At 38.5% G+C, this 23,884-nt stretch carries 24 protein-coding genes; 3 read left to right on the top strand and 21 right to left on the bottom strand.

Features of this window, described 5'->3' with window-relative positions:
* Positions 1-89 precede the first annotated feature (89 nt).
* Positions 90-803 carry a pentapeptide repeat-containing protein gene (locus NE671_RS03600; RefSeq protein WP_243269331.1) on the bottom strand — a complete coding sequence of 238 codons (714 nt, stop codon included), beginning with the start codon at positions 801-803 and terminating at the stop codon, positions 90-92.
* A gap of 281 nt (positions 804-1,084) precedes the next feature.
* Complete coding sequence (locus NE671_RS03595; RefSeq protein WP_256163680.1) at positions 1,085-2,767, bottom strand: recombinase family protein; 1,683 nt, start codon at positions 2,765-2,767, stop codon at positions 1,085-1,087.
* A gap of 153 nt (positions 2,768-2,920) precedes the next feature.
* Here NE671_RS03595 and NE671_RS03590 point away from each other — a divergent pair, with 153 nt between their 5' ends.
* Positions 2,921-3,400 (top strand): transposase, encoded by a 480-nt coding sequence (locus NE671_RS03590; protein WP_243269365.1) that lies wholly within the window; start codon positions 2,921-2,923, stop codon positions 3,398-3,400.
* Here NE671_RS03590 and NE671_RS03585 read toward each other — a convergent pair.
* The 7 genes from NE671_RS03585 to NE671_RS15905 form a co-directional block, all read right to left on the bottom strand.
* A complete protein-coding gene (locus NE671_RS03585; protein ID WP_118752509.1) occupies positions 3,344-5,788 on the bottom strand; it encodes an ABC transporter permease in 2,445 nt (814 codons plus the stop codon). The two genes, NE671_RS03590 and NE671_RS03585, sit on opposite strands and share 57 nt — an antisense overlap.
* Positions 5,785-6,459, bottom strand: a complete 675-nt coding sequence (locus NE671_RS03580; protein ID WP_118071954.1) for an ABC transporter ATP-binding protein — start codon at positions 6,457-6,459, stop codon at positions 5,785-5,787. The genes NE671_RS03585 and NE671_RS03580 overlap by 4 nt, the downstream gene beginning before the upstream one ends.
* Before the next feature lie 177 nt (positions 6,460-6,636).
* A complete protein-coding gene (locus tag NE671_RS03575) occupies positions 6,637-7,902 on the bottom strand; it encodes a sensor histidine kinase (protein WP_118071955.1) in 1,266 nt (421 codons plus the stop codon).
* A complete protein-coding gene (locus tag NE671_RS03570; RefSeq protein WP_118071956.1) occupies positions 7,878-8,567 on the bottom strand; it encodes a response regulator transcription factor in 690 nt (229 codons plus the stop codon). The genes NE671_RS03575 and NE671_RS03570 overlap by 25 nt, the downstream gene beginning before the upstream one ends.
* Positions 8,568-8,764: 197 nt before the next feature.
* Entirely contained in the window at positions 8,765-9,868 is a 1,104-nt protein-coding gene (locus NE671_RS03565; RefSeq protein ID WP_118071957.1) for an RNA-guided endonuclease TnpB family protein, read from the bottom strand.
* Positions 9,865-10,272 (bottom strand): IS200/IS605 family transposase, encoded by a 408-nt coding sequence (gene tnpA, locus NE671_RS03560; RefSeq protein ID WP_118071958.1) that lies wholly within the window; start codon positions 10,270-10,272, stop codon positions 9,865-9,867. The genes NE671_RS03565 and tnpA overlap by 4 nt, the downstream gene beginning before the upstream one ends.
* A 170-nt stretch (positions 10,273-10,442) precedes the next feature.
* Positions 10,443-11,213, bottom strand: coding sequence for a TetR/AcrR family transcriptional regulator (locus NE671_RS15905; RefSeq protein WP_173740229.1), 771 nt, complete (start codon positions 11,211-11,213; stop codon positions 10,443-10,445).
* Between the two features lie 156 nt (positions 11,214-11,369).
* On the opposite strand from NE671_RS15905, the gene NE671_RS03550 reads away from it, so the two are divergent.
* On the top strand, positions 11,370-12,152 hold the full coding sequence (locus NE671_RS03550; RefSeq protein WP_334292217.1) for a DegV family protein: 783 nt from the start codon (positions 11,370-11,372) through the stop codon (positions 12,150-12,152).
* Positions 12,153-12,320: 168 nt separating this feature from the next.
* Here the strand turns inward: NE671_RS03550 and NE671_RS16000 are convergent, their stop codons facing one another.
* Complete coding sequence (locus NE671_RS16000) at positions 12,321-12,749, bottom strand: DUF6040 family protein (protein ID WP_242997051.1); 429 nt, start codon at positions 12,747-12,749, stop codon at positions 12,321-12,323.
* Here NE671_RS16000 and NE671_RS03540 point away from each other — a divergent pair.
* On the top strand, positions 12,717-12,839 hold the full coding sequence (locus NE671_RS03540) for a hypothetical protein (protein ID WP_255820990.1): 123 nt from the start codon (positions 12,717-12,719) through the stop codon (positions 12,837-12,839). The genes NE671_RS16000 and NE671_RS03540 overlap by 33 nt on opposite strands.
* A 55-nt stretch (positions 12,840-12,894) precedes the next feature.
* Here the strand turns inward: NE671_RS03540 and NE671_RS03535 are convergent, their stop codons facing one another.
* The 11 genes from NE671_RS03535 to NE671_RS03485 all read right to left on the bottom strand — a co-directional run bounded on the left by NE671_RS03535 (position 12,895) and on the right by NE671_RS03485 (position 23,826).
* Positions 12,895-13,149, bottom strand: a complete 255-nt coding sequence (locus NE671_RS03535; RefSeq protein ID WP_118071690.1) for a hypothetical protein — start codon at positions 13,147-13,149, stop codon at positions 12,895-12,897.
* A gap of 63 nt (positions 13,150-13,212) precedes the next feature.
* Entirely contained in the window at positions 13,213-13,473 is a 261-nt protein-coding gene (locus NE671_RS03530; RefSeq protein WP_117598312.1) for a DUF6809 family protein, read from the bottom strand.
* A gap of 122 nt (positions 13,474-13,595) precedes the next feature.
* Positions 13,596-15,044: an ATP-binding protein gene (locus NE671_RS03525; RefSeq protein ID WP_173740230.1), complete on the bottom strand. Its 1,449-nt coding sequence runs from the start codon at positions 15,042-15,044 to the stop codon at positions 13,596-13,598.
* 11 nt (positions 15,045-15,055) lie between these two features.
* A complete protein-coding gene (locus tag NE671_RS03520) occupies positions 15,056-17,074 on the bottom strand; it encodes a radical SAM protein (RefSeq protein ID WP_117557942.1) in 2,019 nt (672 codons plus the stop codon).
* A gap of 101 nt (positions 17,075-17,175) precedes the next feature.
* Complete coding sequence (locus tag NE671_RS03515) at positions 17,176-18,180, bottom strand: ParB N-terminal domain-containing protein (RefSeq protein WP_117557944.1); 1,005 nt, start codon at positions 18,178-18,180, stop codon at positions 17,176-17,178.
* 9 nt (positions 18,181-18,189) lie between these two features.
* Entirely contained in the window at positions 18,190-19,668 is a 1,479-nt protein-coding gene (locus tag NE671_RS03510; RefSeq protein WP_173740231.1) for a DEAD/DEAH box helicase, read from the bottom strand.
* Between the two features lie 2 nt (positions 19,669-19,670).
* Positions 19,671-20,090 (bottom strand): hypothetical protein, encoded by a 420-nt coding sequence (locus NE671_RS03505; RefSeq protein ID WP_117598315.1) that lies wholly within the window; start codon positions 20,088-20,090, stop codon positions 19,671-19,673.
* Positions 20,071-21,069 (bottom strand): ParB/RepB/Spo0J family partition protein, encoded by a 999-nt coding sequence (locus NE671_RS03500; RefSeq protein ID WP_117557950.1) that lies wholly within the window; start codon positions 21,067-21,069, stop codon positions 20,071-20,073. Before NE671_RS03500 ends, NE671_RS03505 begins: the two co-directional genes overlap by 20 nt.
* Complete coding sequence (locus NE671_RS03495) at positions 21,066-21,266, bottom strand: helix-turn-helix domain-containing protein (protein WP_117557952.1); 201 nt, start codon at positions 21,264-21,266, stop codon at positions 21,066-21,068. Before NE671_RS03495 ends, NE671_RS03500 begins: the two co-directional genes overlap by 4 nt.
* A 238-nt stretch (positions 21,267-21,504) precedes the next feature.
* Entirely contained in the window at positions 21,505-22,875 is a 1,371-nt protein-coding gene (gene rlmD / locus NE671_RS03490) for a 23S rRNA (uracil(1939)-C(5))-methyltransferase RlmD (protein WP_173740232.1), read from the bottom strand.
* A gap of 3 nt (positions 22,876-22,878) precedes the next feature.
* On the bottom strand, positions 22,879-23,826 hold the full coding sequence (locus tag NE671_RS03485; protein ID WP_092071451.1) for a 3'-5' exoribonuclease YhaM family protein: 948 nt from the start codon (positions 23,824-23,826) through the stop codon (positions 22,879-22,881).
* Between the last annotated feature and the right edge of the window lie 58 nt (positions 23,827-23,884).

Here is a 23,884-nt window from a genome sequence, read left to right as displayed (position 1 = left end):
TCCTCGAATACTTGCTAATGTTATGTGTCCTCATTTATACAAGTTAGCATACACCATCACTGGTTCCGGAGCAGGACTTAATTATTATATCATTTTTTATTCCAATTTTCAATTAGCAACATATACGAAAAGACAGTGTACATATTATTCCACTTTTCTTTCTTGCATAGAATCCGACTAAGTGTGTCTATTCCATCGATACCATACTTGTCATAAATTAAGCCAATCGTCCATTGATTTAATTTATTCTTATTCACATGAAGTACCTTAGCATTAAATATCGACTTATTCTTCGCCAATACTAATAATCTGTCCTCAACTAATCTATCAATATTAATCGTCCTATAAGTACGTAAAATTCTGATTCCCGGATTATCAAGATTAAGGTTTTTTGGCTCCTGCAGATTTGTACTAATAAATGTAACATCATCAAATTGAGTTCCTGCAAAATCCACGCCTTTGAGATTACAATTAAAAAATACTACATTCTTTAATCGTGCATTTTTAAATGATGTTTCACGCATGTTGCAATTGAAATAATCCACTCCAATGATATTTGCATCTCGATAATTACAATCAGTCATAATAGAGGCCTGATACTTTACATTATAAAAACGTGCACTTACAAAGCAAAGCTTATGCATATTCGCTTTATAATTGTATTTATTCGAGATACCACTCATCTTTTTATTGCAGTGAGTCAAAGTGAAAAATACAGGTTTCCCCATTTTTGCTCTTATAGAGTTTCTGTTAAACATACGCTTTCTTCTTTTTGCTACTCTTTTTTTCTTTGCTCTCCCCAACGGTATCTTCCTCCTTCCATATCATCTATTCCACTGCCAAGTCTGCCTCTTAGTATCGAGTGGCTTAAACTGCGGTCGGCTCTGGCAACAATCCCGGTGCCACAACCTCTGACATCTAATCCACAGCCTAAACCCTACCGCTATTCTCCGGTTACTCAATTTCTCTCCAGTCAGACCGAAAAGTAGATATGTTTCCATACAAGAAAACCGAGCTTTCCGCAAGGCTTCTTACGATGATACTAACCTTACAAAAAGCCCGGAAATACGCCACTTTTTAGCCTTTATTTATCTTTTCTTGACAGCAAACAGACCGTCTCAACGGTACTTTTGTTGTCCCAACAAAGTTCCTGTGTTTCCCTGTCTCCAAAATACACCGGAAAACGGAACTTTATGTGCTTCAGGAATCTGCCATCTGGCTGCTCCTGCTCATAAATGTCCACCTGTTCCACAAAGCTGTTAAGAAATTCTTTCTTCTCCAGGTCGGTGAACTTATCATATAGTTTATCAAAATATAAAAGAAATTGATAGACGTTTTCTTCTGATATTTTCTGTTGCCGGATATTCAGCAGGCGATTCTTGACTTCTTCTATACTGTTCTCCACGCCTTCAATTTCATCATATAGACGATATAAGCGTGTCTCCATATCCTGATATTTCTTTTCATAAAATTTATCCATAATATCCAGACTGTCCATCTGCTGTCCAAGTCTTGCTTTTGCTCCGGTCAGCTGCCTGTGCTGTTTTTCCAGTCTTTCAATCTCTTTTTCTATTTCTTCTGTATCTATTCTTGAACCGATTTTATTCAGAATTGCTTCTTCAAATTTAGGATTCTTCACCAGCTTCCGAATAACTTCTTCCACTGCATTGTTAATCTTCTCCTCACTCCATTGTTTACGATATCCACATTTATGACCATCTACCAGGCGACGATGTTTGCAGGCATAATAGAAATAATCCTTATATAAAGTTCCGTCTTTCTTTTTCTTTCGGTTCACGTTTCCATACATACCACTTCCACATAATGGGCATCTCAATATTCCGGATAAAATATGCTCATGATCGAGACTATGTGTCTTTTCATATTTCACACCTGTTTTTTCCCGTTTTTGATGTGCCAGCTCCCAGTCTGTTTCTGAAACAATCCCTTCATGGATACCATCGTGCAGCATATAATTTTCCTGCTTTACAATGCGGTATTCATTTCTTGTACCAGAAACTTTCTCGTTTTTCCTTCGTCCATAAGCCAGCTTTCCACAGTATACCGGATTATCCAGAACGCCCTTTATAAATGAAGCGGCAAATGCGTCCAGTGTATTATTCTGTCGTTTTTTCTTTTTGTATCCATGCTGGTTCAGCCATGCAGCAATCGCAGAGATTCCCATATTGGTATGAATAAATTTGTCATAGATCAGACGAATAATCTCTGCTTCGTCCTCTGCAATCTGCAATTCTCCATTTACTAATTCATAACCATACGGAGCAAATCCACCATTCCATTTTCCTTCCCTGGCTTTCTGCTTACGTCCTTCCATTGTCTGAACAAGGATATTCTCTCGTTCGATCTCTGCCACCGCAGACAGAACAGAAATCATCAGCTTTCCACTATCTTTTGAGCTGTCAATTCCATCTTCTACACAGATCAGATTCACTCCAAAATCCTGCATCCTCTGCAAAGAATTTAAAACATCTGCCGCATTACGACCAAATCTGGAAAGCTTGAACACCAGTACAAACTGCACCTCATCTGTTCCATTCTCAATATTATCCAACATTCTCTGAAATTCCGGTCTGCCCTCTACGCTTTTTCCAGACTTACCTTCATCGGAATACTCATTTACGATTTCCATGTTCTGAAATTCCGCATATCTCTTGAGTTTTTCTTTCTGAGCATCCAGACTGTAGCCATCTACCTGCATGGTTGTGGATACTCTGGTATAGATATCACATTTTATCTTTTTATTCACTTTTCCTCCTCTCCTCAGAACATCCCAAAGCAATTTCCAACAATTCCGTTGCAACTTGTGAATTTCTGATACGCATTAAGTTATCCCAGACATCAGCTTTTCCAAGTAGATTCATCCCGCCATGCCATGTACGACATTTTGAATCAATTTTACTTGGATATCGAGATTTCACATATTTCTACCAATGAGACAGAGCTTGCCAAGAAAAACCTGAATCATTTAAAGCGCATGAATATCAAACAGCCGGTATTAGTCATTTTTGACAGGGGGTATCCATCCATAGAATTTGTTGACTTTCTGGAAACGGAAAAGATCAATTACTTATTCCGTCTATCCTCCAATGATTATAAATTTGAGCGCAACAATATGGTATCCACTGACGAAGCCGTTATTTTGCGGCATACCCATCAGCAATTAGAGAAAATAAGGAAAAGACATCCTGATCGTTTCGAACATATGAAAGAAAAAGTAAGTACACATACGCGAATTATGACCTCCATACTTCCTTCCGGAAAAGAATTGGCACTTATGACAAATCTTCCCTTTGAAATCTCCCAGAAAGAACTGGAGGATTTGCTATCCCTGATACCTTATTCTTTCTACCAGCGTTTCCTTTTTCAGATTACTGCTTAAAACGCAGGAAAGTACAATCTGCAACAGACCGACCAAAAAAATCATAATAAAAATTGGTACGATTGGAACATGATAGATATTCATTCCAAATATTCCATTATGTTTTGCATAGGAAAAAAGTGCATAGCCGAGCGGCAGACCAATGATCAAAGCTACGCATATGGTACCAACCGTAAACATCATTCCCTGTAACTGCAGACATAAATTTAATTGTTTATTTGTCATACCCACAGCCTGTAATACACCATATTCCTGCTTTTTTGTCGTAATATTCATGATTATGGTGTTTGCCATATTCATAAAACCGATGAGTCCTACAACCGCCATAAACAGATAACAGCCAAGCTTCATCATGCGAGCTGTGAATTCTGCAGATTGTAACTGTGCATGATAGGTATCCATTTTTATATGCGAAGTATTAGAAATCAAAGTATTCAGACTCTGTTCCACAGATGCAACATCTTTTTTATCACAGTCCACCCACAGATAGCCATAGGCTGTTCCCCTCGGATTCATGGAACGGTATACACCTTCCGGAATGACAAGATAAGTGTCCGCGCTTACAAAGGATCCTGCAATCTTTCCCTGATAGGTATAGGTTTCACTTCCATTCTCAAAGTCAAATGCAATGGATTCACCCGGAGCATATCCATCTTGTTCCATCCACATCAACCAACCAAAGAAAATTTCACCATTCTTTACCGCCTGATCATAGTCCATAGAGCCAATATCCCCGTCTTGGCGCATAAAATCAAAATCATTTTTACTCACAATATCAGCCGGAAATCTTGTTCCGTTCAGATTTACAGAGACAATCTCTCTCGTCATGACATCTGTCACTCCTGGAATGCTTTTGATTTCTTCAATCATTGAATCATTCAATGGATTATCCGTCAGAATCGTATCCAGATTATTCTCCGGATATCTTTCATCGTACTCAGCAGAATAGTCAAGCTGCAGTTCAAATTGTCCATGATTAACGGAAAGACGTGCTTCATGCTCCGTATCAATATTTCCTACATAATTAGAGATAATCACAAACAATGCGCAGGAAAGCCCCAGTGTGAGGATGGTACCAATGGTTCTTTTTGGATTACCCGTTATATTTGCCATTGCCATAGAAAACACGGTGACATTTTTTCTGCCATTTCGTTTTCCTTTTTTGTGTGTTTCTGCATTTTCTAAATACCGTGTTGCTTCGATAGGTGAAATCCGTGAAACAATTTTCATTGGTTTACGCAGCGCCAAAGCAACGGTAAAAAATGACACGAAAATACATAGAAGCATAACAGGCAGGGAAAACAGTGGCATCTGCTGATTTTGGACTCCCATAGAGCCAGTTCCGGTTGATACAAGGTTTCCCTGTTCTACCAGCCAGTTAAAACCGCATTTTGCAATCAGAAAACCAAGAAGCAATCCAACTGGTATTGAAGAAATTGTCAAAAACATACCCTCTCTGAAGATCAGTTGTTTCATCTGCTTTTTTGTCGCTCCCAGAGCCTTGATTTTTCCATACTCCTGTATCTTGTTGGCAATACCGACCTGAAAAATATTATAAATGACCACAACAGAGAAAAGTACAATTGCAAGAATCAAAACCCCGCATACCGCAATCGTTTCATAACTCGGCTGCAAGACCCATTGCAAATAGAGATCATTGACTATAACGTTTTTTTCTTCGATCCCACAAGCTGCTGCAATCTGCTTTATAACCGACTCAATATTATTCATAGATACATTTGCAGAATCATTTAAAGTAAAATAAATATTATACTGTCTGTCATTCTCTGCGGCGTGCTCATCATAAAACTCCTGTGATCCGAAAGCAACATAAGATGCCTCGATGGTATACTCATCCCGATCATATAGGATTCCGCTGACAACAAATTCTTCCGGCTTATATTCTGACTGCATCCCTGCGCGGTAATCCAGTGTAACCGTATCTCCGATCTTTACATCACCATACCCCATTGCACGAAAAAATGCTCTTCCTGCGGCAATTTCCTGCATTTTTTCCGGATACTTTCCTTCCTTCAACTCATATTCTTTATTATAAGGAAGCATTTTTCTTGCAGTCTCATCCATGCAGACAAACCCGCCTTTTTCATTGCCTTTTATGATACCTTCGGTGCACATAGTGCCTGTAGCATCTATTTCCGCACGGCGGTTTACTTCTTTTAACTGCGATCCGTCTGCGGAAACAAACAGACCATAATTGCTTCCATATGATCCTGCCGCCTGACTTTTCTGTAAATGAATTACCCCATTTCCCACAGTACTGATGATAACAAGCAGCATCGTGGTCAGACAGATTGCCATCATGATCAGTATACTTCTTGTCCTGTTCCTTTTGTCATTGCTATATGCAATCCTGCTTATTGTCTTCATCTGAAATCCACCACCTGTCCGTCCTCAATCACCAGAATACGGTCAGCGACCTGTGCAATTTCGTCATCATGGGTAATCATTACAATTGTCTGTCCATATTTTTTTGCTGTCATCTTAAGCAGAGCGATTACCTCATCACTGGTCTTAGAATCAAGATTTCCTGTCGGCTCATCTGCAAATATAATTTCCGGACGATTCACCAGTGCTCTTGCAATTGCTACTCTCTGCTGCTGTCCTCCGGATAACTGATTTGGCAGATTATAAATCCGGTTTTCAATCCCCAGAGTTGCAATAATATCATTTACATACGCTTCATCCACTTTTCTTCCATCCAGCCCCAGTGGCAGTACAATATTTTCCCAGACATTAACAGATGAAACCAGATTAAATGCCTGAAAAACAAATCCGATTTTTCTTCTGCGGAAAACAGCAAGGGCATCTTCCTTCATCCTGTATAAATCTTTCCCTGCTAAAGTAACACTGCCTTTTGTCGGGGTATCAAGCCCTCCAAGCATATGAAGTAATGTACTTTTACCGGAACCTGACTTTCCAACAATTGCGACAAATTCTCCCTGCCCAATCTGAATGTCCACCTGATTGACCGCTTTGACCTGATTCTCACCTGCGCCATAAAACTTACAAAGCTGCTTGGTTTCTAATATCACACTCATGTGTTGCCTCCTTTTTAATTCTGTAAAGCGTACCTTTTCAGCACGCTTTCTTTGCCTGTTTATATATTTGGTCATTTTTCAACCTACATCCAAATTGTATCAGGACAATCTTTCATTTCACTTTCAAAAAACGAGCAGAAATCTTACAGAATTGTAAGATTTCTGCTCACTTAAAATTTAACCAACATATGGTAATTGAATCACAAACGTGCTTCCTTTTTTCTTTTTGCCGGAGGTTACCGTAATCGTACCTGCGTGTTTTTCGATAATTTCTCTCGATAGAAAAAGTCCGATTCCTGTACCACTCTTTTCCATGACCTCCTTGGAACTTCCTCTGTAAAATCGTTGAAAAATTTTGTGATACTCATTCTGCGGAATACCAATTCCCTGATCCTCAATTTCCATTCTTACAAGATCGTTTCTTTTTTGTAACCGGATAAATATTTTTGAACCATCCGGACTGTACTTGACCGCATTATCCAGAACGTTGATCACAGCTTCACCAAGCCACCTTTTATCCTGCATAATCGTGCATGTTTCCAGCTCTTTTTCATAGTCAAAAACGAATTCAATTTCTTTCTCATCCGCTTTAGGATAAGTGCGGTTCACAGCAGATATGACAGTATCCATAAGCGGAAGTTTTTTCTTATTAATCTGAATCAGTCCAGTTTCCATCTTGGATATTTCAAGAAGCGACTGCAATAATGTCTCCAGTCCATCCAGAGCACTCCGACAACGGATACGAAACTCCTCCTGTTCTGTGGCACTTAAGTCATTCTGCATCAGCACACTAAAACATGTATCCAAAGCTGCAACCGGTGTCTTTAACTGGTGAGAAATATCAGAAACCATTTCTTTCGTGTTCTCCTTTTCTGCCCTTGCTTCTTCCTTTATCAACTGAATATGATGTCCGATTGCTTCAAGCTGGTCATTCAATTTTTCCAGTTCTGCATGATTTTCCGTTTTCAGTAAATCATCAAATTTATTTTCACGGAATCTGATCAGAATTTCTTCCAACTGGTCTAAAATTTTCTGATGACACGCATCTTCTTTTTTCTTCCAATAAAGTAAAAAAGTCAAAAGAAGCACGCATATCACAGTGCTTACAGCACCGGTCACCATAACCTGATGCCGGAATTGCGAATAAAATGCATTCCCTTTATTCCCCCAGTATCCATATTGCTCCAATAATCGCCTTCCCTGTTCGTTAGTTTCAATATCCTTATCCTTAAGCAATTCCGAAACAGCATCCAGCCCGGAAAATTCTTCCTTTGCAGCAATCTCTGTCATAAGATTCATTTTATATTTATAATCTTCATAAAACACATACGTGGTAAAGCAATTTAATATTGCAAACAATAATATGACAGGTAATACCAAGGAGAGCACTACTGTAATCTTCTTGCGATATCTCTTTGTCACTGCCTTACCTCCTGATTCCATATATACCCAAGACCTCTGATATTCTTTATATAGACCGGTGCAGCCGGATTGTCTTCGATTTTCTCACGGAGTCTTCTGATATTGACAGCGATTGTATTTTCATCCACAAAATCCCCTTCCAGATCAAACACATTTTCCAATATTTGTGTTTTTGAAAGAATCTGTTTCGGATTCTGAAGAAAAAAAGTCAGCATTTTCAACTCCGTTTTTGTCAGACTGATTTCACGACTCTTTATCAGGACTTTCATTTCTCCTGCGATAAATACGATATCTCCTGAAATCATCTTTCCGGCTTCCGGTTTCTCCTGTCTGCGGCGGAAATATGCTTCTATTTTCAAAAGAAGTACCGAAAGACTAAACGGCTTTGTAATATAATCATCTGCCCCTGCTTCATATCCCATAACCTGATCCATCTCCTGATCTAGTGCTGTAAGACAAATAATGTATGTATTATAATTGCATCTCATCCACCTTACAAATTCCAGTCCATTCCCATCCGGAAGATTCACATCACAAATGGTAACATCCACATTATTATCACTTGCAATTCTTTTCGCTTTTTTCACTGATTCTGCTGAAAAAACCTCATATCCGGATTTTTTCAGTGAAAATGTAATTCCACGATTTAGATTTTCATCATCTTCAACCACGAGTATACCTGGCATAGCATATGCACCTCTCTTTATTAACTATTCATCGTGACATGCTCCCACCACTTAAATCCCTGATTTTGAAGTGGGGGCTTCTTGCTCAATGGCTCTACTGAGCCAAGTATCTACAAGCTATCCTCGCGTGCCCCACGATTCTTTTGCCCGGACACGGGCATATTTTCTTGTTTTTCTATTGTCCGGATACGGACAGTTTATGCTGTCAACATCCTTCTTGCCTCTTCACGGATGTTGATTGCTGCATTACGATCTCTGTCCATCTTATTTCCACACTCACAGTGATAGACTCTTTCGGATAATTTCAGCTCTTTCTTTATCCTACCACATTTACAGCATTTTTTACTGGAAGGAAAAAAACGGTCTACTTTTACCATTTTCTTTCCTTTCCATGCCAGTTTATAGTCTAACATTTCCCTGAACATTCCATATCCATTATCCTGTACGCTTTTTCCGAAATGCAGGCACTGTCCCATCGCTTTCATATCGATATCTTCCACTGCAACTGCATCAAAACTATCTGCAATCTTTCGACTAAGTTTGTGCAGATAATCTCTTCGCTGATTCCGTATCTTTTCATGACATCTGGCAACTTTCTTTTTCTGCAGTTCGTAATTATGACTTCCCCGTACGCATCTTGACAACTTTCGTTGCTCCCTCGCCAGCCTCTTTTCATTTTTTCTGAAAAACCCTGCTTCTTCCATCTCAATCTTTTCTGAAAATACTGCCATCCCCTGCATTGCATAATCTATTCCAAGTATCGTTGCAGTACTGTAATCTGGTTCAGCTGCTTGGTTTTCACAGCTGTATCCTTCATACAACAGGCTTGCAAAGTATTTTCCGGATGGTTCCATACTGACTGTCACTGATTTCAGACGAAAATCTTCTGCTGGCTCTCTGTGTTTTTTCATGGCAACCCATTTTAATTTCGGAAGTCTGATCCGCTTACTTTCCACCAGGATATTTCCATTGACCACATTCGTTGTATAGCTGTTTCTGGAATGATGCTTTGATTTGAACCTTGGAAATCCAATCTTGGGTTCTCGAAAAAAATTCTTATATGCCTTTTCCAGATGAAGCTGGACATTTGCCAGCGCCAGCGAATCTACTTCTTTCAAAAATGGATATTCCTTTTTATACATGGCCGGTGTATTTTTTAACATTTTCTTCGTCTTTTCATACTCCTGGATCTTATCATTAAGCATTTGATTGTACAGGAAACGACAACAGCCAAATGTTTTGCCCAGAAGTATCTTCTGTTCTTCTGTCGGATAAATTTGGAAACGATATGCTATGTTCAATACTTTTTCTCTCCCTGGCTTTCAATATATTGACGGATTACTTCTACCGGAGCGCCTCCAGCTGTCAGTAAGCAAAAACTCTGACTCCAAAAGGCTTCTTTCCAAAGTTTTTCTCTGATCTCTGGATACTCCTTTTTCAACAGTCTGCTACTTGCACTTTTATAAGCATTGATAAATTTACTAAATTCTGTTCTCGGCTGCGCACGGAACATTACATGCACATGATCAATGTCATGATTCCATTCTTCCAGAACTATCCCATACCTTGGAGCAATATGTTCCCATATCTCTTTTGCTCTTTCTGAAATCGGATTATCAATCACTTTTCTTCGATATTTCACCACCATGATCAGATGATAATACATCAGATATACTGAATGCGCATTATGATCTATTTTTTTCATGCAAATCAGCCATTTCTCCAATAATTATCTTTTCGACTGATTCTATTATACCATAGATCGTTTTATCGAACAAGTGTTCTTTTTGTTTTTGCGCAATTCATCCCCCACCTGTAGAGGAAGGAGAATTCTTGCTATATTATGTTAAACATATAATCGCCTCTATTCTGGGTTTAGCCCGTCTGTTTTCTTAAATCATATAAAATTGTTGCAACATCCTCTGGCAATTCAAGAAAATCCCCCTTACTCCATTCCCGATACATATTATAAATAGCACCGGCAAACGCACTGATTCTCAGATTTTCTTCTCTTGTTCCTTTTTCTACATCAATCCATTTCTGGATAAGATACTCTGTAATTTTTGCTAAAAATAAATCCCCCATTCCGGCTGTAATCAGAGCGTCTATAAATTCACGATGCAAATAGAAGAATCTGAAGCAGCGCAGCATATATTTTTTCTCATAGAATACCGTTTTGCTTTCTGTATCGGATTCTTTTGCTCTATATTCTTCCACCACCTCAACTAAATGTTCCGTCAGGATATCCTCTATCGCATTATAATTTCTATAAAACGACATTCTGGAAACATTCGCCTCTGAAGTGATATCTGAAACAGAAATGGAAGAAAATGCTTTATCTCCCATCAGCCGCAGCAGTGCTTTGTACATATCCTGTTTTACCTGAATATTGGTCTGACTTATTCTTTTCTTCATCGCTATAACTCCATTCCTGATGAAATATTTCTCTTGTAGATATTGAAATGTTTCTCTTTTAATGTTACAATCTGTAACATCATTATAAGGTATTTTATTCTTTTTTACAATCCAATATTTTACTATTAGTATTTTGTAACTGTTCAGAGCCAAGCAAAATTTCAAAAAACAGGTATAAAATGCTTGCATTTTTAAAACTGTTTTTGAAATTTTATTTGGCGGATACGCCACACCGACGAAATGCGTAGCATTTTGGAGGCTGGCTCTGAACAGTTACAGTATTTTTAATAATCAGGAGAAAAGCACTATGAAAACAGCCATCATGACTGACACAAACAGTGGTATTACTAAAATATCGCCGAAAAACTTGGAATATATGTTGTACATATGCCTATAATTATTGATGAAACAACTTTTTATGAAAATGACACTATCACAGAAGCCGAATTTTTCCATGCGCTTTCCAGCAGCAAACACATTACCACTTCTCAACCCTCCCCTGGTGATGTAATGGATTTATGGAGTCAAATCTTAGACGAAGGATATGATGAGCTTGTATACATTCCAATGTCAAGTGGTCTATCCAATTCTTGTGCTGCTGCTACAGGATATTCACTGGATTATGAGGGAAAAATTGAAGTTGTTGATAATCATCGAATTTCCGTTACCATGTACGAATCAGTGCTCCATGCAAGAGAAATGTCCCTGAATGGAGCTTCTGCAAAGGAAATAAAAGCAGCCTTAGAATCTGATGCCTATAATTCAAGCATCTATATTACTGTAAATACATTAGAATACCTGAAAAAGGGAGGACGTATCACCCCTGCGGCAGCTCTGATTGGAACAGTACTATCCATAAAACCGATTTTAACAATCCAGGGCGAAAAGCTGGATTCTTATGCCAAAGCACGTGGTTCTATGAAAAGAGCTGAAGAAAAAATGATTCTTGCAATTCAGTCTGATCTTGAAAAAAGATTTGTCCATCAAGATATGTCGAAATTGCATATTGGAGCCGCCGGTGCCGGACTTACAACTACACAGCAGAAAGAATGGCTGACTCTGCTCCACAATAAATTTCCGGAAGCTGACGTTTTTTACAGTCCGCTTTCTGCCAGTATCAGTGTTCATACTGGTCCCGGTGCAGTAGGTATTGGTATCAGTTTCAGATAAAAAACAAATCAAATACATAAAAAATCAAAATACAAGATTTTATCAACACTTCCTATGGTTTCTGCACCGGAAGTCATGTCGGACCTAATACAATCACACTTTTTTTCCTCGGTAAAGATAAGGTAGAAATCGGCATTAGCCGATTTCCCCTTTTCACCTTATTTCATTTTACAGATAATCAAATTTCTTTTGAAGATATACTCGTAGCAGCATGATTCCTACATTGATAAATCCAAATAACAATATCAAATTCACAGGCAAATATCCTCTGATTATATCTCCAAGTACTGCTATCCCAGAAAGACTTCCAACTAAAAACATTTGCGAAATTTCATCCCACATTCTTTTGTATCGTTTTATTACTTCCACGATTATCACTATCATAATTGCCAATATAAAAAGTACAGCTACGATTGCCAGAATTCTGTTAATCCATGCCTCTTTTCCTGTATATGCTATTTTCTGATTGAATCCGTTATCATAAGTCGGATATACCAGCCAGTCACAAAATCGCACATACCATATATATGGAATTTTGAAGAAATTGAGCAGTTGCCGGACCACATGAAGGCATACTTTACCCGTCTCCTCAATCATTTATCAGATGAATATGCCTGTCTTGCCGAGGCATCTTACGATGCTGGTATTGAACGAGGCTATTCCAGAGAAGAAGCCTATGAAAAATAGAATACAGAAAAGACAGAAAGCTAGTGAAAACCAAACTGGAATTCACTAGCTTATTTTAATGCCAATAATCATAAGGTGAACGATACCCTCGCTGCTGTGCTACCACCGGCTTTGGCTCGGCCTTTGATATGCTCTCCTCTGCAGCTTCTTTTGTGGCAAACAACCTATTCTTGTTTACCTGGATCCCACCGCCATTTTCAAATCTTATAATAATCAAATTTCCAGCCGGGCGCACCACCGTACACTCCCGGACTATCCTATTACTTTCTACAATATAGGCTTTATCGCCTGCTTTATATCCTGCTGCCATAAATGCCTCCTACAAAAGAAAAGGCCAGCTCAAAGGGAAATCAAAGCTGGTCATCCTTACAACCTATTTTGCTGTTACCTTCTCTCGTAAAGCGATACCATCAACAACTCCATTCACGTAATCCTGAGACGCTAATGCACTATGTACTTCCGTAGTTGCGTCCATGTATGCTCCAAGTTGCTGCTTCTGCATATCACTTAACCCTGCTTGCAAATATGATAACAGCCTATCTTCCTGCTGCTTAAGTCGGGTATATTCTTGAGACTGAATATACACACGAAGTGACTCATCAAAATTATCTTTGATGCATTCTTCCAATTCCATGTCAATCACACCTCCAATACCGGGATAAATATTGATCGGCCTGTTTAACAAAATATAAAAAACCCTAGGTAGCGAACCTAATGTTATTAGGTCAAACATATGTTCTTTTGTCAATTTTAGAATTAAAACGAATCGATTATTGTCTGGATAATATCATTAGCTTTGGCATTAGTATATTTTGCATACAATGCATCAAAAACATGCTCTAGCGTCTGCTTCTGGTCGACTGTAAACTTACTATTAAGATTCAAAACATTATATTTTGTTTTCTTTTTTCCCATATCCATAAGCAGTGATAACTTACTGAGCAGATCTGTATTGGCAACCGAATCAGAATCATCCATATCATAACTATCTAATTCTGTCCCAAGAGAAATGTCCACTCCATCTACATCCGTAACACTTTCATCAGACAAAAATTTCTTATCGCTCTGAGTTAAACTTCTTTCGTAAGATCGGTGACGTATCTGCCTTGACATTTCATTAGCCCATTCCGTGAACTGACTAAGCAGTTCTTTATAGGCACTATTTTTTTCATAGTCATCTCGTCTTGTATTCGGAATGATATCTTCATTAAAGACAAGCAACTCTCCAACCATCCAGCTATTAAATCGTTCCTCTTTATAACATTTCCTTAATGTATTCTCGTCACCAATAAGAATATTTCCTTGCCTGATCCTAATTCCCTTTATATCTTTATCCAAAACGGTTCCTAAAAAGTTTGTCTCCGCATACCAAAGCATAGCCGTAACTTTTTCGCCAGAATAAAAGGGCACGAAGTTAATATCTGATATAGAATCATTTATTTTTCTTATCCTATCAGCAAGTATTTTATTCTTGTACGGTTTGCAAATATCTATTACCGTACGGTCTGTTCTCAACTCCACATTATATTCCGCAAGTTCAACCTCCATCTGGACCAACTTTTGTTTTATCATTGAGCCCCATACAAAGTCTCTAGAAAACGGAACCGGAAGATTCTGTTGTAAATACGGGACCACCTCGGAATCATTCAGCAAATCACTTTCTGGGACTACTCCGTAAAGCTCAACTGAAAAGTAATGCTTATTAATACGCTCGGGTATTTCTTCAATTGTGAGAACACTTGATAAAACTTGATCAATCGAATCACGACTGTCCACTTGTGGAGAGAGTAAGTACTTTAATTTTTCAGCATCATATATAATACAGGATGCCTTTTCTTCTCCATGGATAGATGTCAAAAATTTCAACTTCTGACAATATCCTAATCCTGATAATCTTCCAATTCCCCTAAAGCCTCGACTATTAGAATGTCTTTTCTTGGAATTTCCTATATCTATAAGATTTGAGTAAATATCATTTGCTCCAACGCCAGTTCCATTATCTGAAATCTTTATTATCCTTTCAGATTCTGAAACCGTAATTGAGATCTTTTCTTCTCCTTTCTTTAGAATCCCCTGCTCAAGAGCCTCGTCAATTGAATCGGCTGCGTTTTGTACATACTCCCTATATAAGTCTAACGGAGATACATACAATCCGCTTGTAAGGGACTCTAGTGTGAACTTTCCAATTAATAACTGATGCTCCACTATTCTGTCTCCTATAATTCAAATATACTTATCTGATGATACAGTTCTTTAATCTGTTCTTCTATTACAGAAATTATTTGTGTATCACCAGGCTGAGCGCCATTTGTCTTTATTAATACATCTTTCAATTCATCCAAATGTAATAATAGAATTTTTCTTATTGGCGCCTCTTTTAATTCGTATGCGCTGTTCATAATAATCTGCTCCTCTTGTTTTGAAAGCAAATTACTCACGTGAAAATATGGAATGAACTGTAATAATGAGAAATCAAAATCAACTAAGCGTTTGGATTTGTTTGCCTTTATTAGCATCGTTAATTTATCATTATCATGCCCGCTGAACAGATCGATTTTTTTCAACAAATCTGTACATACTTTTTCCCCAAAATTTTCAAGTATACCGGCGATTACTTTGTATCCCGGTTTCGAACTCAGTATCGTTTCAACGATACGAGAATACATAAACGGGAGTTCTTCTAAAATAAATGTGCTAATTATTCTTTTTGTATCCTCCGTGCAATCCGAGAATACTCGAATTGTTGCACTTGGCGTAAGATAAAGAAAATACAATTTTTTCAGTTCTTCATTTTCAATTTTGTCTAACGTTTCCACGCTAAATCTATTACACCCAATATATTCCAGAACTGTATCCTTCTCGAACATCGAATAATACTTCATCCAGGTGTCGATAAGATGTCTATTTTCAGACCACTGTGTATACCGAATCTCTCTTTCAAATTTCGGCTCATCTTTTCTTTCTACAAAATGACCACGTTTATTTAACAATCTTTCAGGCATTGCAAGATACATCACGAAGTCTTCGGCTGTCTTACCAAAATCTGCCTCAAAGAAGGATCTTCCCTGGATACCTTTTCCCTGTGTTGGTATCAACATGCACTGTAGAGCTCGAAGATATTTTGCATTCCAATTAGCACCAATAAATCCTCTTTGATCATTATCTAGCGGAATATATCTCATAGGGAACGAAAAAATAGCAATTTTTCTTCCCAGCTCCTCGGTTAAATTTTCGCCAAGCTCCATAGTCAGGTGCATGCGATAGAATAAGTCCTCTGGTGTATCCGCATGATAAGAGTGCCCTTTACCAGTGAAATCCTCTCCATTGTATAAAAGGTAATTGGACATATGATCAATCCCTGCCCTTGCACACAATGTAATCGCGCGCACATATACATCTTCATCTTCAATATGATCAAAGGCGATACGTGCTGGTTTTATTGCTAATTCTCCTAACCTTTGTGCTTTATGCTCATTAAGTAAAAATGCATCTAACCCCTGGTTGAAATCAACATGTCTTACAACAGTTTTTCCTGTTTTCGGATTTACAAATGTTGCACCTTTTTCAAATCCTAATGCTTTTATCTCATCAATTATTTGATCAAATTTGGGAGATCTCAAAACATTATTATCCATCAACAAAAGGTCTCGTTTTGGTCCAAACTCTTTATCAATTCTCTTAATACTATCTGAAATAGATACATATGGCTCATATGTAGGTTCCAATGTTTTAACCGCACAAAAAGTACAGTTCATACCACAGCCCCTAGTCATATATGTAAAGTATGCATCCTCCGCAGGATATTTATACTCATCCTTTATATCGTCCAATATCCCGTAATCCAAAGGAAGTGTGTCGATACACTCCTCCCCTTTTAATCCAAGGGTACCTTCGTGATTAAGAAGTCCGGTATTATTTATTACAGTAGGAAATTCCTTTGCAATCCACTCCGGCCGCAGTGTTGCCAGGATACCTCCCGTAAAAACCTTTCCGCCTGGTTTTACTACAGACAGCGCATATTGTAATGCTTTTTTTGTATTTTCCCACTCGAAGGTAAAAAGAGTAGTTACATATACTCTATCCCATTTTTTATTTTCTAGTCCCTCCGGTAATCTTCCCTTTGCGAATCTTACATAATCGTGCATGATATAACGATGAAAATACGCAATTTTCATTAGCCCGATTGGTGGGTATTTATTTTTGTATGCCGGTTCAATTAACAATATATCTTCCACGATTAAACTCCTACGCATAGTGAAACCGTCCTGGAGCGCTATCACCAGAACGGTTTCATTATAACCATTTTCTTTTGATTTGTCGATCCCTGACTTCTCTACTATTTTTTCTTATCAATTTCTTTCATTAACTGAGTTACTGCTGTATTAATTTTTCTCAATGAAAATAATATGTCTTTACTATTGCCAACAGCCTCTTTTTTTAACTCATCGCAAAAATCTTTTTCTGAAATTAATCTCTGAAATTTTTTTACTTTTTCATAGTTGTCACCGCTTCTTCCGGTGGCCTCAAAACGTGCATGGGCCTCTTCTAAGTCGATATCACCTTTAATATAATCCTGCATTATATGCGTTGAACTTTTACCCTCATCAGAAGCAATTTTTCCCAGTATATCTCTTACGTCCTGAGCTCTGACAATTTCCCCTGTCTTTACCTGCTTTGCGAAAAACGAATCCATCTCTGGATAAGTGTTTCGATATTGTTTAATGCCTTTGTTCTGTACATACTGCTCATACATATTCCAATGAGATTGATGAGTATCATTATGCTCTACCATCAAGCCATATATCTCACAGTATTTTTTTACAGTTATCGCTGAAATACCCACTTGTTTTCCCAAGGCGGAATCCGAACATCCCAATTCCTTCTTTTGTCTATAAATATAGGCGGCTTGTTCAAATTTACTCCAATCCTTTTTAGGATTTAAATGGAATGTACCGAGAAGTGTAAATATATCTGAGTCAGAAATATCCTCTGGTAATATCTGCACCAAGACTCTAGACCATTTAAGCGGGTCATTTTTTGCTAAGATTCTGTATGCTGCCAGGCGGCTATTTCCCTCCAACACAACATATCTATCTTTTCGTTTGACCACTATCAGCGGCTCAATAAGGCCACCATTTTGCATGATTTGTGACTTCAAACTCTTAACATGGTCCAGTGAACACATTATCTCTTCAATTTCTGTCTGAGTCGGATTATCGTGTCCATTTTCATGCAATACCGAATATACTCTAGGATTATCAAGGTAAAACAATAAATCTTGTTGTAATAATTCTGTTTCGGTAACTTCAAACTTTTTCTGTCCAATAACTCTTATTCCCATACTGCCACCTTATTCATCTACTTCTTCAAATCCCAAAATGCTTTTTACAATATCTCCAAAACTATAATCAGCCACGCCTTGATAATCTCCTAAGCTGATATCTCCCTGTGATAATTCCGCTGCATTTTGCTTAGCTTTCAATAATAAGTCAACCCATTCATCTATACTGTCCTTAATAATAATATTATGAACATAGCATGTTTTTTTCTGTGAAATGCGGTGTATTCTATCCTGTGCCTGCAAATAATCATCTAGGCTGAAACCTCTATCATAGAAAATAACATGATTAGCCATTGTTAGTGTCAGACCTTCTTTTGCAGATGCTGGAGTTGCAAAGAGAATACGAATATCATCATCATGAAATTTTTGGACAGAACGATTTCTAGCATCCATATTCATTTTCCCATGTATTTTTACAGCACCTAAATCCTGATACTTTTTAGTGAAGTAATCTATATTCTCAATAAAATTACTCCATACAATACATTTTTCACCATTTGCCAATATTTTTTGAATAAGTTCATCCAACAAAGGCTCCTTTGCAGATGCTTCGCATTCCTCGTCTACCAATTTGGGATTTGATGTAACCTGTATTAAGCGAAGTAGACGCTTGACAATTGCAGAGGAATCATCAATATATCTTTCACCATCTCTTACCACTTCAGCATATAATTCAGTTCTTATCCGCTCGTACAACTCCTCTTGCATACGATTGAATTCTGTAACTTCCTGTATATATACTTTATCCGGCAGTGTAATGATTCCACTATTTTTTGTTTCGCGAACTGTAAAAGAACTTATACTATTAAAAATCTGGGAAATATTATCTTCAAACTCTTCCTGTAAATCAGTATTTCTACTAAGTTTATTGCTAAGGTCTGTTTCCTTTTTAAACTCGTTAAAATCAGCCCCCAGACTTTCTCCAAAGTCCAAAAAATATATCTGTGCCCAGATATCATATGGTCTATTGGCTACAGGTGTACCTGTCATTATAATTCTTCGCTGAAACAACGGAGCCAACTCAAAATAGGTCTTTGTTAATTTTGAATTAGGATTCTTCAATTTTGCAGACTCATCAATAATTATCCCGACATTTCTAACTTTCAAATACAATTCGAATTGTTGTTTTTCTGTTTCTAGAGTCTCAAAATTTGTCAACACCACTCTGTATGGTCCACAAAAAATTCGGTAGTTATTATTTTTATCTGTATTTAACACTGCAGGTTTTATCGAAGTATGGTCTTTAAACTCGTTAACCCAGTTTGCAACCAGCTGTTTTTTGGTAACAATTAAAGCAGTATCCATCGAACACTCTGACAGCCAATATAAAAGCACATCAATGGCAATTTTAGTTTTACCCAATCCTTGCTCATGAAAAATCGCAGCATATTCTAAATCTTTCACCGCATCTACAGCTTCTTGCTGATACGGAAAAGCCTTAAATTTGGCTATATATTTAGGCTCTCGTTTTAACTTGTTACTTTTCATAACTATACAATCATTCCAATCGCTTTTACTTCATAATCCCCAGGTATTTCTTTCTTGATTTTTCCAAGAATATTATTTGCCCTGGCCCGGTCTTCAAGAGGAACTGCCAAAACAAATGTTGCATGTCCCTGGTTTAATGAACATTTTTTCAAGTATGAGTAATATTGATTTATACTATGTTCTCTCAAAATGTCATCACTTGTTTTTGCCTCTCCTATAAACATAACACCGTTGTATTCAAAAAATACGTCTGGTCTGTATCCTTCCATTGTCAATTGAGGAAGCGGTCGTCCATCATTAATATCGGTTTCGATAAAATAACTCAACTCCTCCCCAACGCTATCTTTAATAAATCTTAAGGCGTATTCAACTAAAACCTTATGCTTATTTGATTCTCCCATATCAGTTACCATCAATTTCATCTAAGACTATGCTCTGCACTGTCTCAACTACTTTTCGTAGTGCGTTTAATTTTTCCTCATACTCAGCATCTGTTTTTAGCTTAAGGACCTCCACATGTGTAATGTCAAACATTCTCTTTGAAAGTTCATTGGCCAACATCTCGTAGGTAACATTTTTCAGAGAATCCGGTGTGATATCCTCAGCTTCTAAAATTTTCTTAGCCGCAGCCGTGTCATGCTTTAAAAAAGCCTGCCTTGCTCTTTTACTATTCAGAATCTGTGGTAATCGTCTCACGTCTTCTAATCGAGAGAATTTTTCATCTACCATCCATTGTGCAAAATCAGTTTTGTCATATCCATGTAGCTGAAGACTTTCCACAACATTCTTTTTTTGTAATTCAACAAAGCCGGAAAATTTCTTTTGATCGAACTGTGTGTCATCCTCACATAGTGGAGCATATATATCTCTCATATCTTTATATGCTTGAATCATGTAGCGAATTTCTGATGCTTTTGAGGATCCACCACAATACGCCAAAAGTTCTTTCATAGGCATTTTCTCTTCGTCCGAAAGAAAGGTTAAATATTTCGCCTTGGCATAAGCATCCCAATCTCTTGGTCCAACCAAATGTGCCTGTAACCGAATTGAGTGCATTTCATTATTTTCGAGATTCTCATAGATGATAGCCCTGATTTTATTCCAATTTCCTGGCACATTGTCCCTAATAAAATCTCTATATATTTGCAGACGAGTGTTACCCTCGATAACTACGTATCTGCCATCCGGAAAGTGATTTACAATAATTGGATTAATGATTCCACCATGCTCCTTGATAGACTCCTTTAAACTTGCACAACTGTCAGTTCCAGTTCCTAGCAGCATAGCAAGTAATTCTCCTGATCTGCTTTCTTCCGGATAGTTTTGTAAATAATTTTGTATACGCGGATTTGTAAAATCCAAATCTAATAAAGCTGTATCAATCTCAGTATATGAACTCATTTAGCGCCCTCCTCTATCTCATCACTATTTTTTCTTGTACGCCTGGGATCTTCAGGCTTTATCGCATTATCAGGTATTAGCCATGTATTTCCCTTCATAATCGCTCCTTCGATCCGCCCATTTGTACAGTATGTTGTTACTCTTCGTCTGGAGAGCCCCCACTTTTTTGCCATTTCGGTTGTTGTTAAAAGTTCCATATACTTCCTCCATATTACAATGACAACATATTTATTATAATCCTTTAGAGGAACACTTTCAATGGAATATCTTGTACAAATGGTAAAATCCGCGGACACGCTTTATGCCGATAAAGTTTCGGCGCACAAGCAGTTGTCCGCGGATTTTACTTACACCCCTTGTGGGGAAATTCTATATTCTCATAATTTTTCGCTAAAAACACAGGTTCATATCCTGCGATAATCGCCGGAAACCCACTTAAACTGGGGCTTTTCTCGAGAGTAAACAGACCGTCTCGACATGCGTACTCTGCGGAAACATATCCGTAGTAGAAACCCGCATCAACTCATAATCCTCCGCACAAAGCACCTTCAGATCCCTGGCTAACGTAGCACTATCACAGCTCACATAAACAACCCTCTCCGGTTTCATCTTAAGGATCGTATTCAGAAGTACCTCATCACAGCCCTTCCGTGGCGGGTCTACCACGATAACGTCTGCATAAACGCCATTCTTCTCATACTCTCTCGGCAGCACTTCCTCTGCTTTTCCGACAAAAAACTCTACATTCTCAATGCCATTGAGCTTCGCATTCTCTCTTGCATTGTCAATGGCCTGTGGTACGATCTCCACGCCGCGGACGAATTTTGCTTTCTGGGCCAGGAACAGGGAGATAGTTCCGATTCCGCAGTACAGATCCCAGACAGTTTCATTTCCCGTAAGGCCGGCGTACTCCAGAGCCTTTCCATAAAGTTTTTCAGTCTGGATGGGATTGACCTGGAAAAAGGACAGGGGAGAGATCTGATAGGAAATATCTCCGATGCTGTCCGTTATATAGGACTGTCCCCAAAGGAGGCGAAGCTGGTCGCCCAGGATCACATTGTTTCGTTTTTTATTGACATTGATGGTGATGCTGGTCATTTCCGGAATTTCACAGAGTGATTCCACAAGAGCCTTTTCTGCAGGGATCTTATCTCCATTTAAGATCAGACAGACCATCATCTCATCTGTATGGAAGCCATAACGAATCATAATATGACGTACAAGACCTTTTCCCGTGGCCTCATCGTAGGGCTGTACATGATATTTTTCCATGTGTCCGATCACACGGTCCAAAACCTCTTTATTCTGTTTCACTCCCAGAATACATTCTCGGTTATCAATGATGGAGTGGGTTCTTCCTGCATAAAAGCCTGTGATGATCTTTCCGTCTTTATTTTTTCCTACCGGAAACTGTGCCTTGTTTCGATAATGATAGGGGTCTTCCATCCCCATGATCGATTCCATATCAAGATTCTGAAAACCTCCGATTCTTTCCAGATGTCCACGAACCTTTTTCTCTTTAAATTTCAGCTGCTGCTCGTAGGATAATGCCTGAAGCTGGCATCCTCCGCACTGGCGGGCAATAGAGCAGGCAGGTTTCACACGGTATGGAGACGGTGTGATCACCTCCATCAGGCGGCCATAGCCATAGTTCTTTTTTGCCTTGATGATCTTGGCTTTGATCCGGTCTCCGATCACGGCGTCTTTCACAAAAACGGTGAAGCCATCGGCTTTCCCGATACCTTCACCGTCAACTCCGCAATCCTCTATATCTAAAGTGAGTATATCGTTTTTACGGAATTCCATGTATTAAATATCTCCTGTTCTTCTTAAATTGGACTCAAAAAGCCGGTTGAAACCAAGCCATTCTTTTTTGCCTTTGTCTGCGTGGAAAATTTCTGTCAGTGTCTCCATCCTTGCATCTGTATTATCTGCCAGATTCAGGGCAACTGCCTCCGCAAGTGCCGGTTTCTTGGGAGAACCGTACTCCAGCTCACCATGATGTGCAAGAATACAGTGGATCACCTGATTTTCAAGCTTCTCCGGAAAATCAGGGATCTCTTTTGCAAGATCATGTACCATCTGTGCCCCGATCACAATATGTCCCAGAAGCTGTCCCTCATCTGTATAATCATTCATCGGAAAAGCAGAAAGCTCCTTCGTTTTGCCCACATCATGAAGAAGTGCGGTTGTGATCAGAAGATCACGGTTTAAAACCGGATATGCATTTGCCATGTAATCACAGAGACGTGTCACTCCAAGAGTGTGTTCCATCAGTCCGCCGATAAAGCCGTGATGTACGGTCTTGGCTGCAGAATGTCCCTCAAATATCTTCATAAATTCCTGATCTTCTACAAAAAGCTTCTTCAGAAGCTGGGAAAGATAGGGATTCTTCACACTGTTGATAAGCTCTCGCAGCTGGCTCTGCATATCATCCACACTGTTCTCACTGGTAGGAAGATAATCTGCCGGATCATACTCCCCTTCTCCTGCCTTGCGTGCTCTCTTGATATTCAGCTGCATGGCGCCTGCAAAGCTTGTCACATCTCCCATGATCTCAATGTAATCCAACGCATCAAACTCATCAATTCCCAGAGAATTGGGATCCCAGATCTTACCATCGATCACACCTGTTTTATCCTGAAGGATCAGATTCTCATAGGGCTTGCCATTCTTCGTTGTAGCTGCCTGTTTCTGTTTGCAGAGATAGATCCCGTTTACTCTGTCTCCCTCATGTAATTCATTTAAAAAACGCATAAAATTCTTGCCTTTCTGTTCTTTTTACTTTCAAAGCAGACATACTCACGAACACATC

The organism is Blautia sp. DFI.9.10, from assembly GCF_024461705.1.
GTDB classification, from domain to species: domain Bacteria; phylum Bacillota; class Clostridia; order Lachnospirales; family Lachnospiraceae; genus Blautia_A; species Blautia_A fusiformis.
The sequence above is the reverse complement of the archived record's forward strand: the minus strand, read 5'-3'. Positions and strand labels throughout refer to the sequence as shown.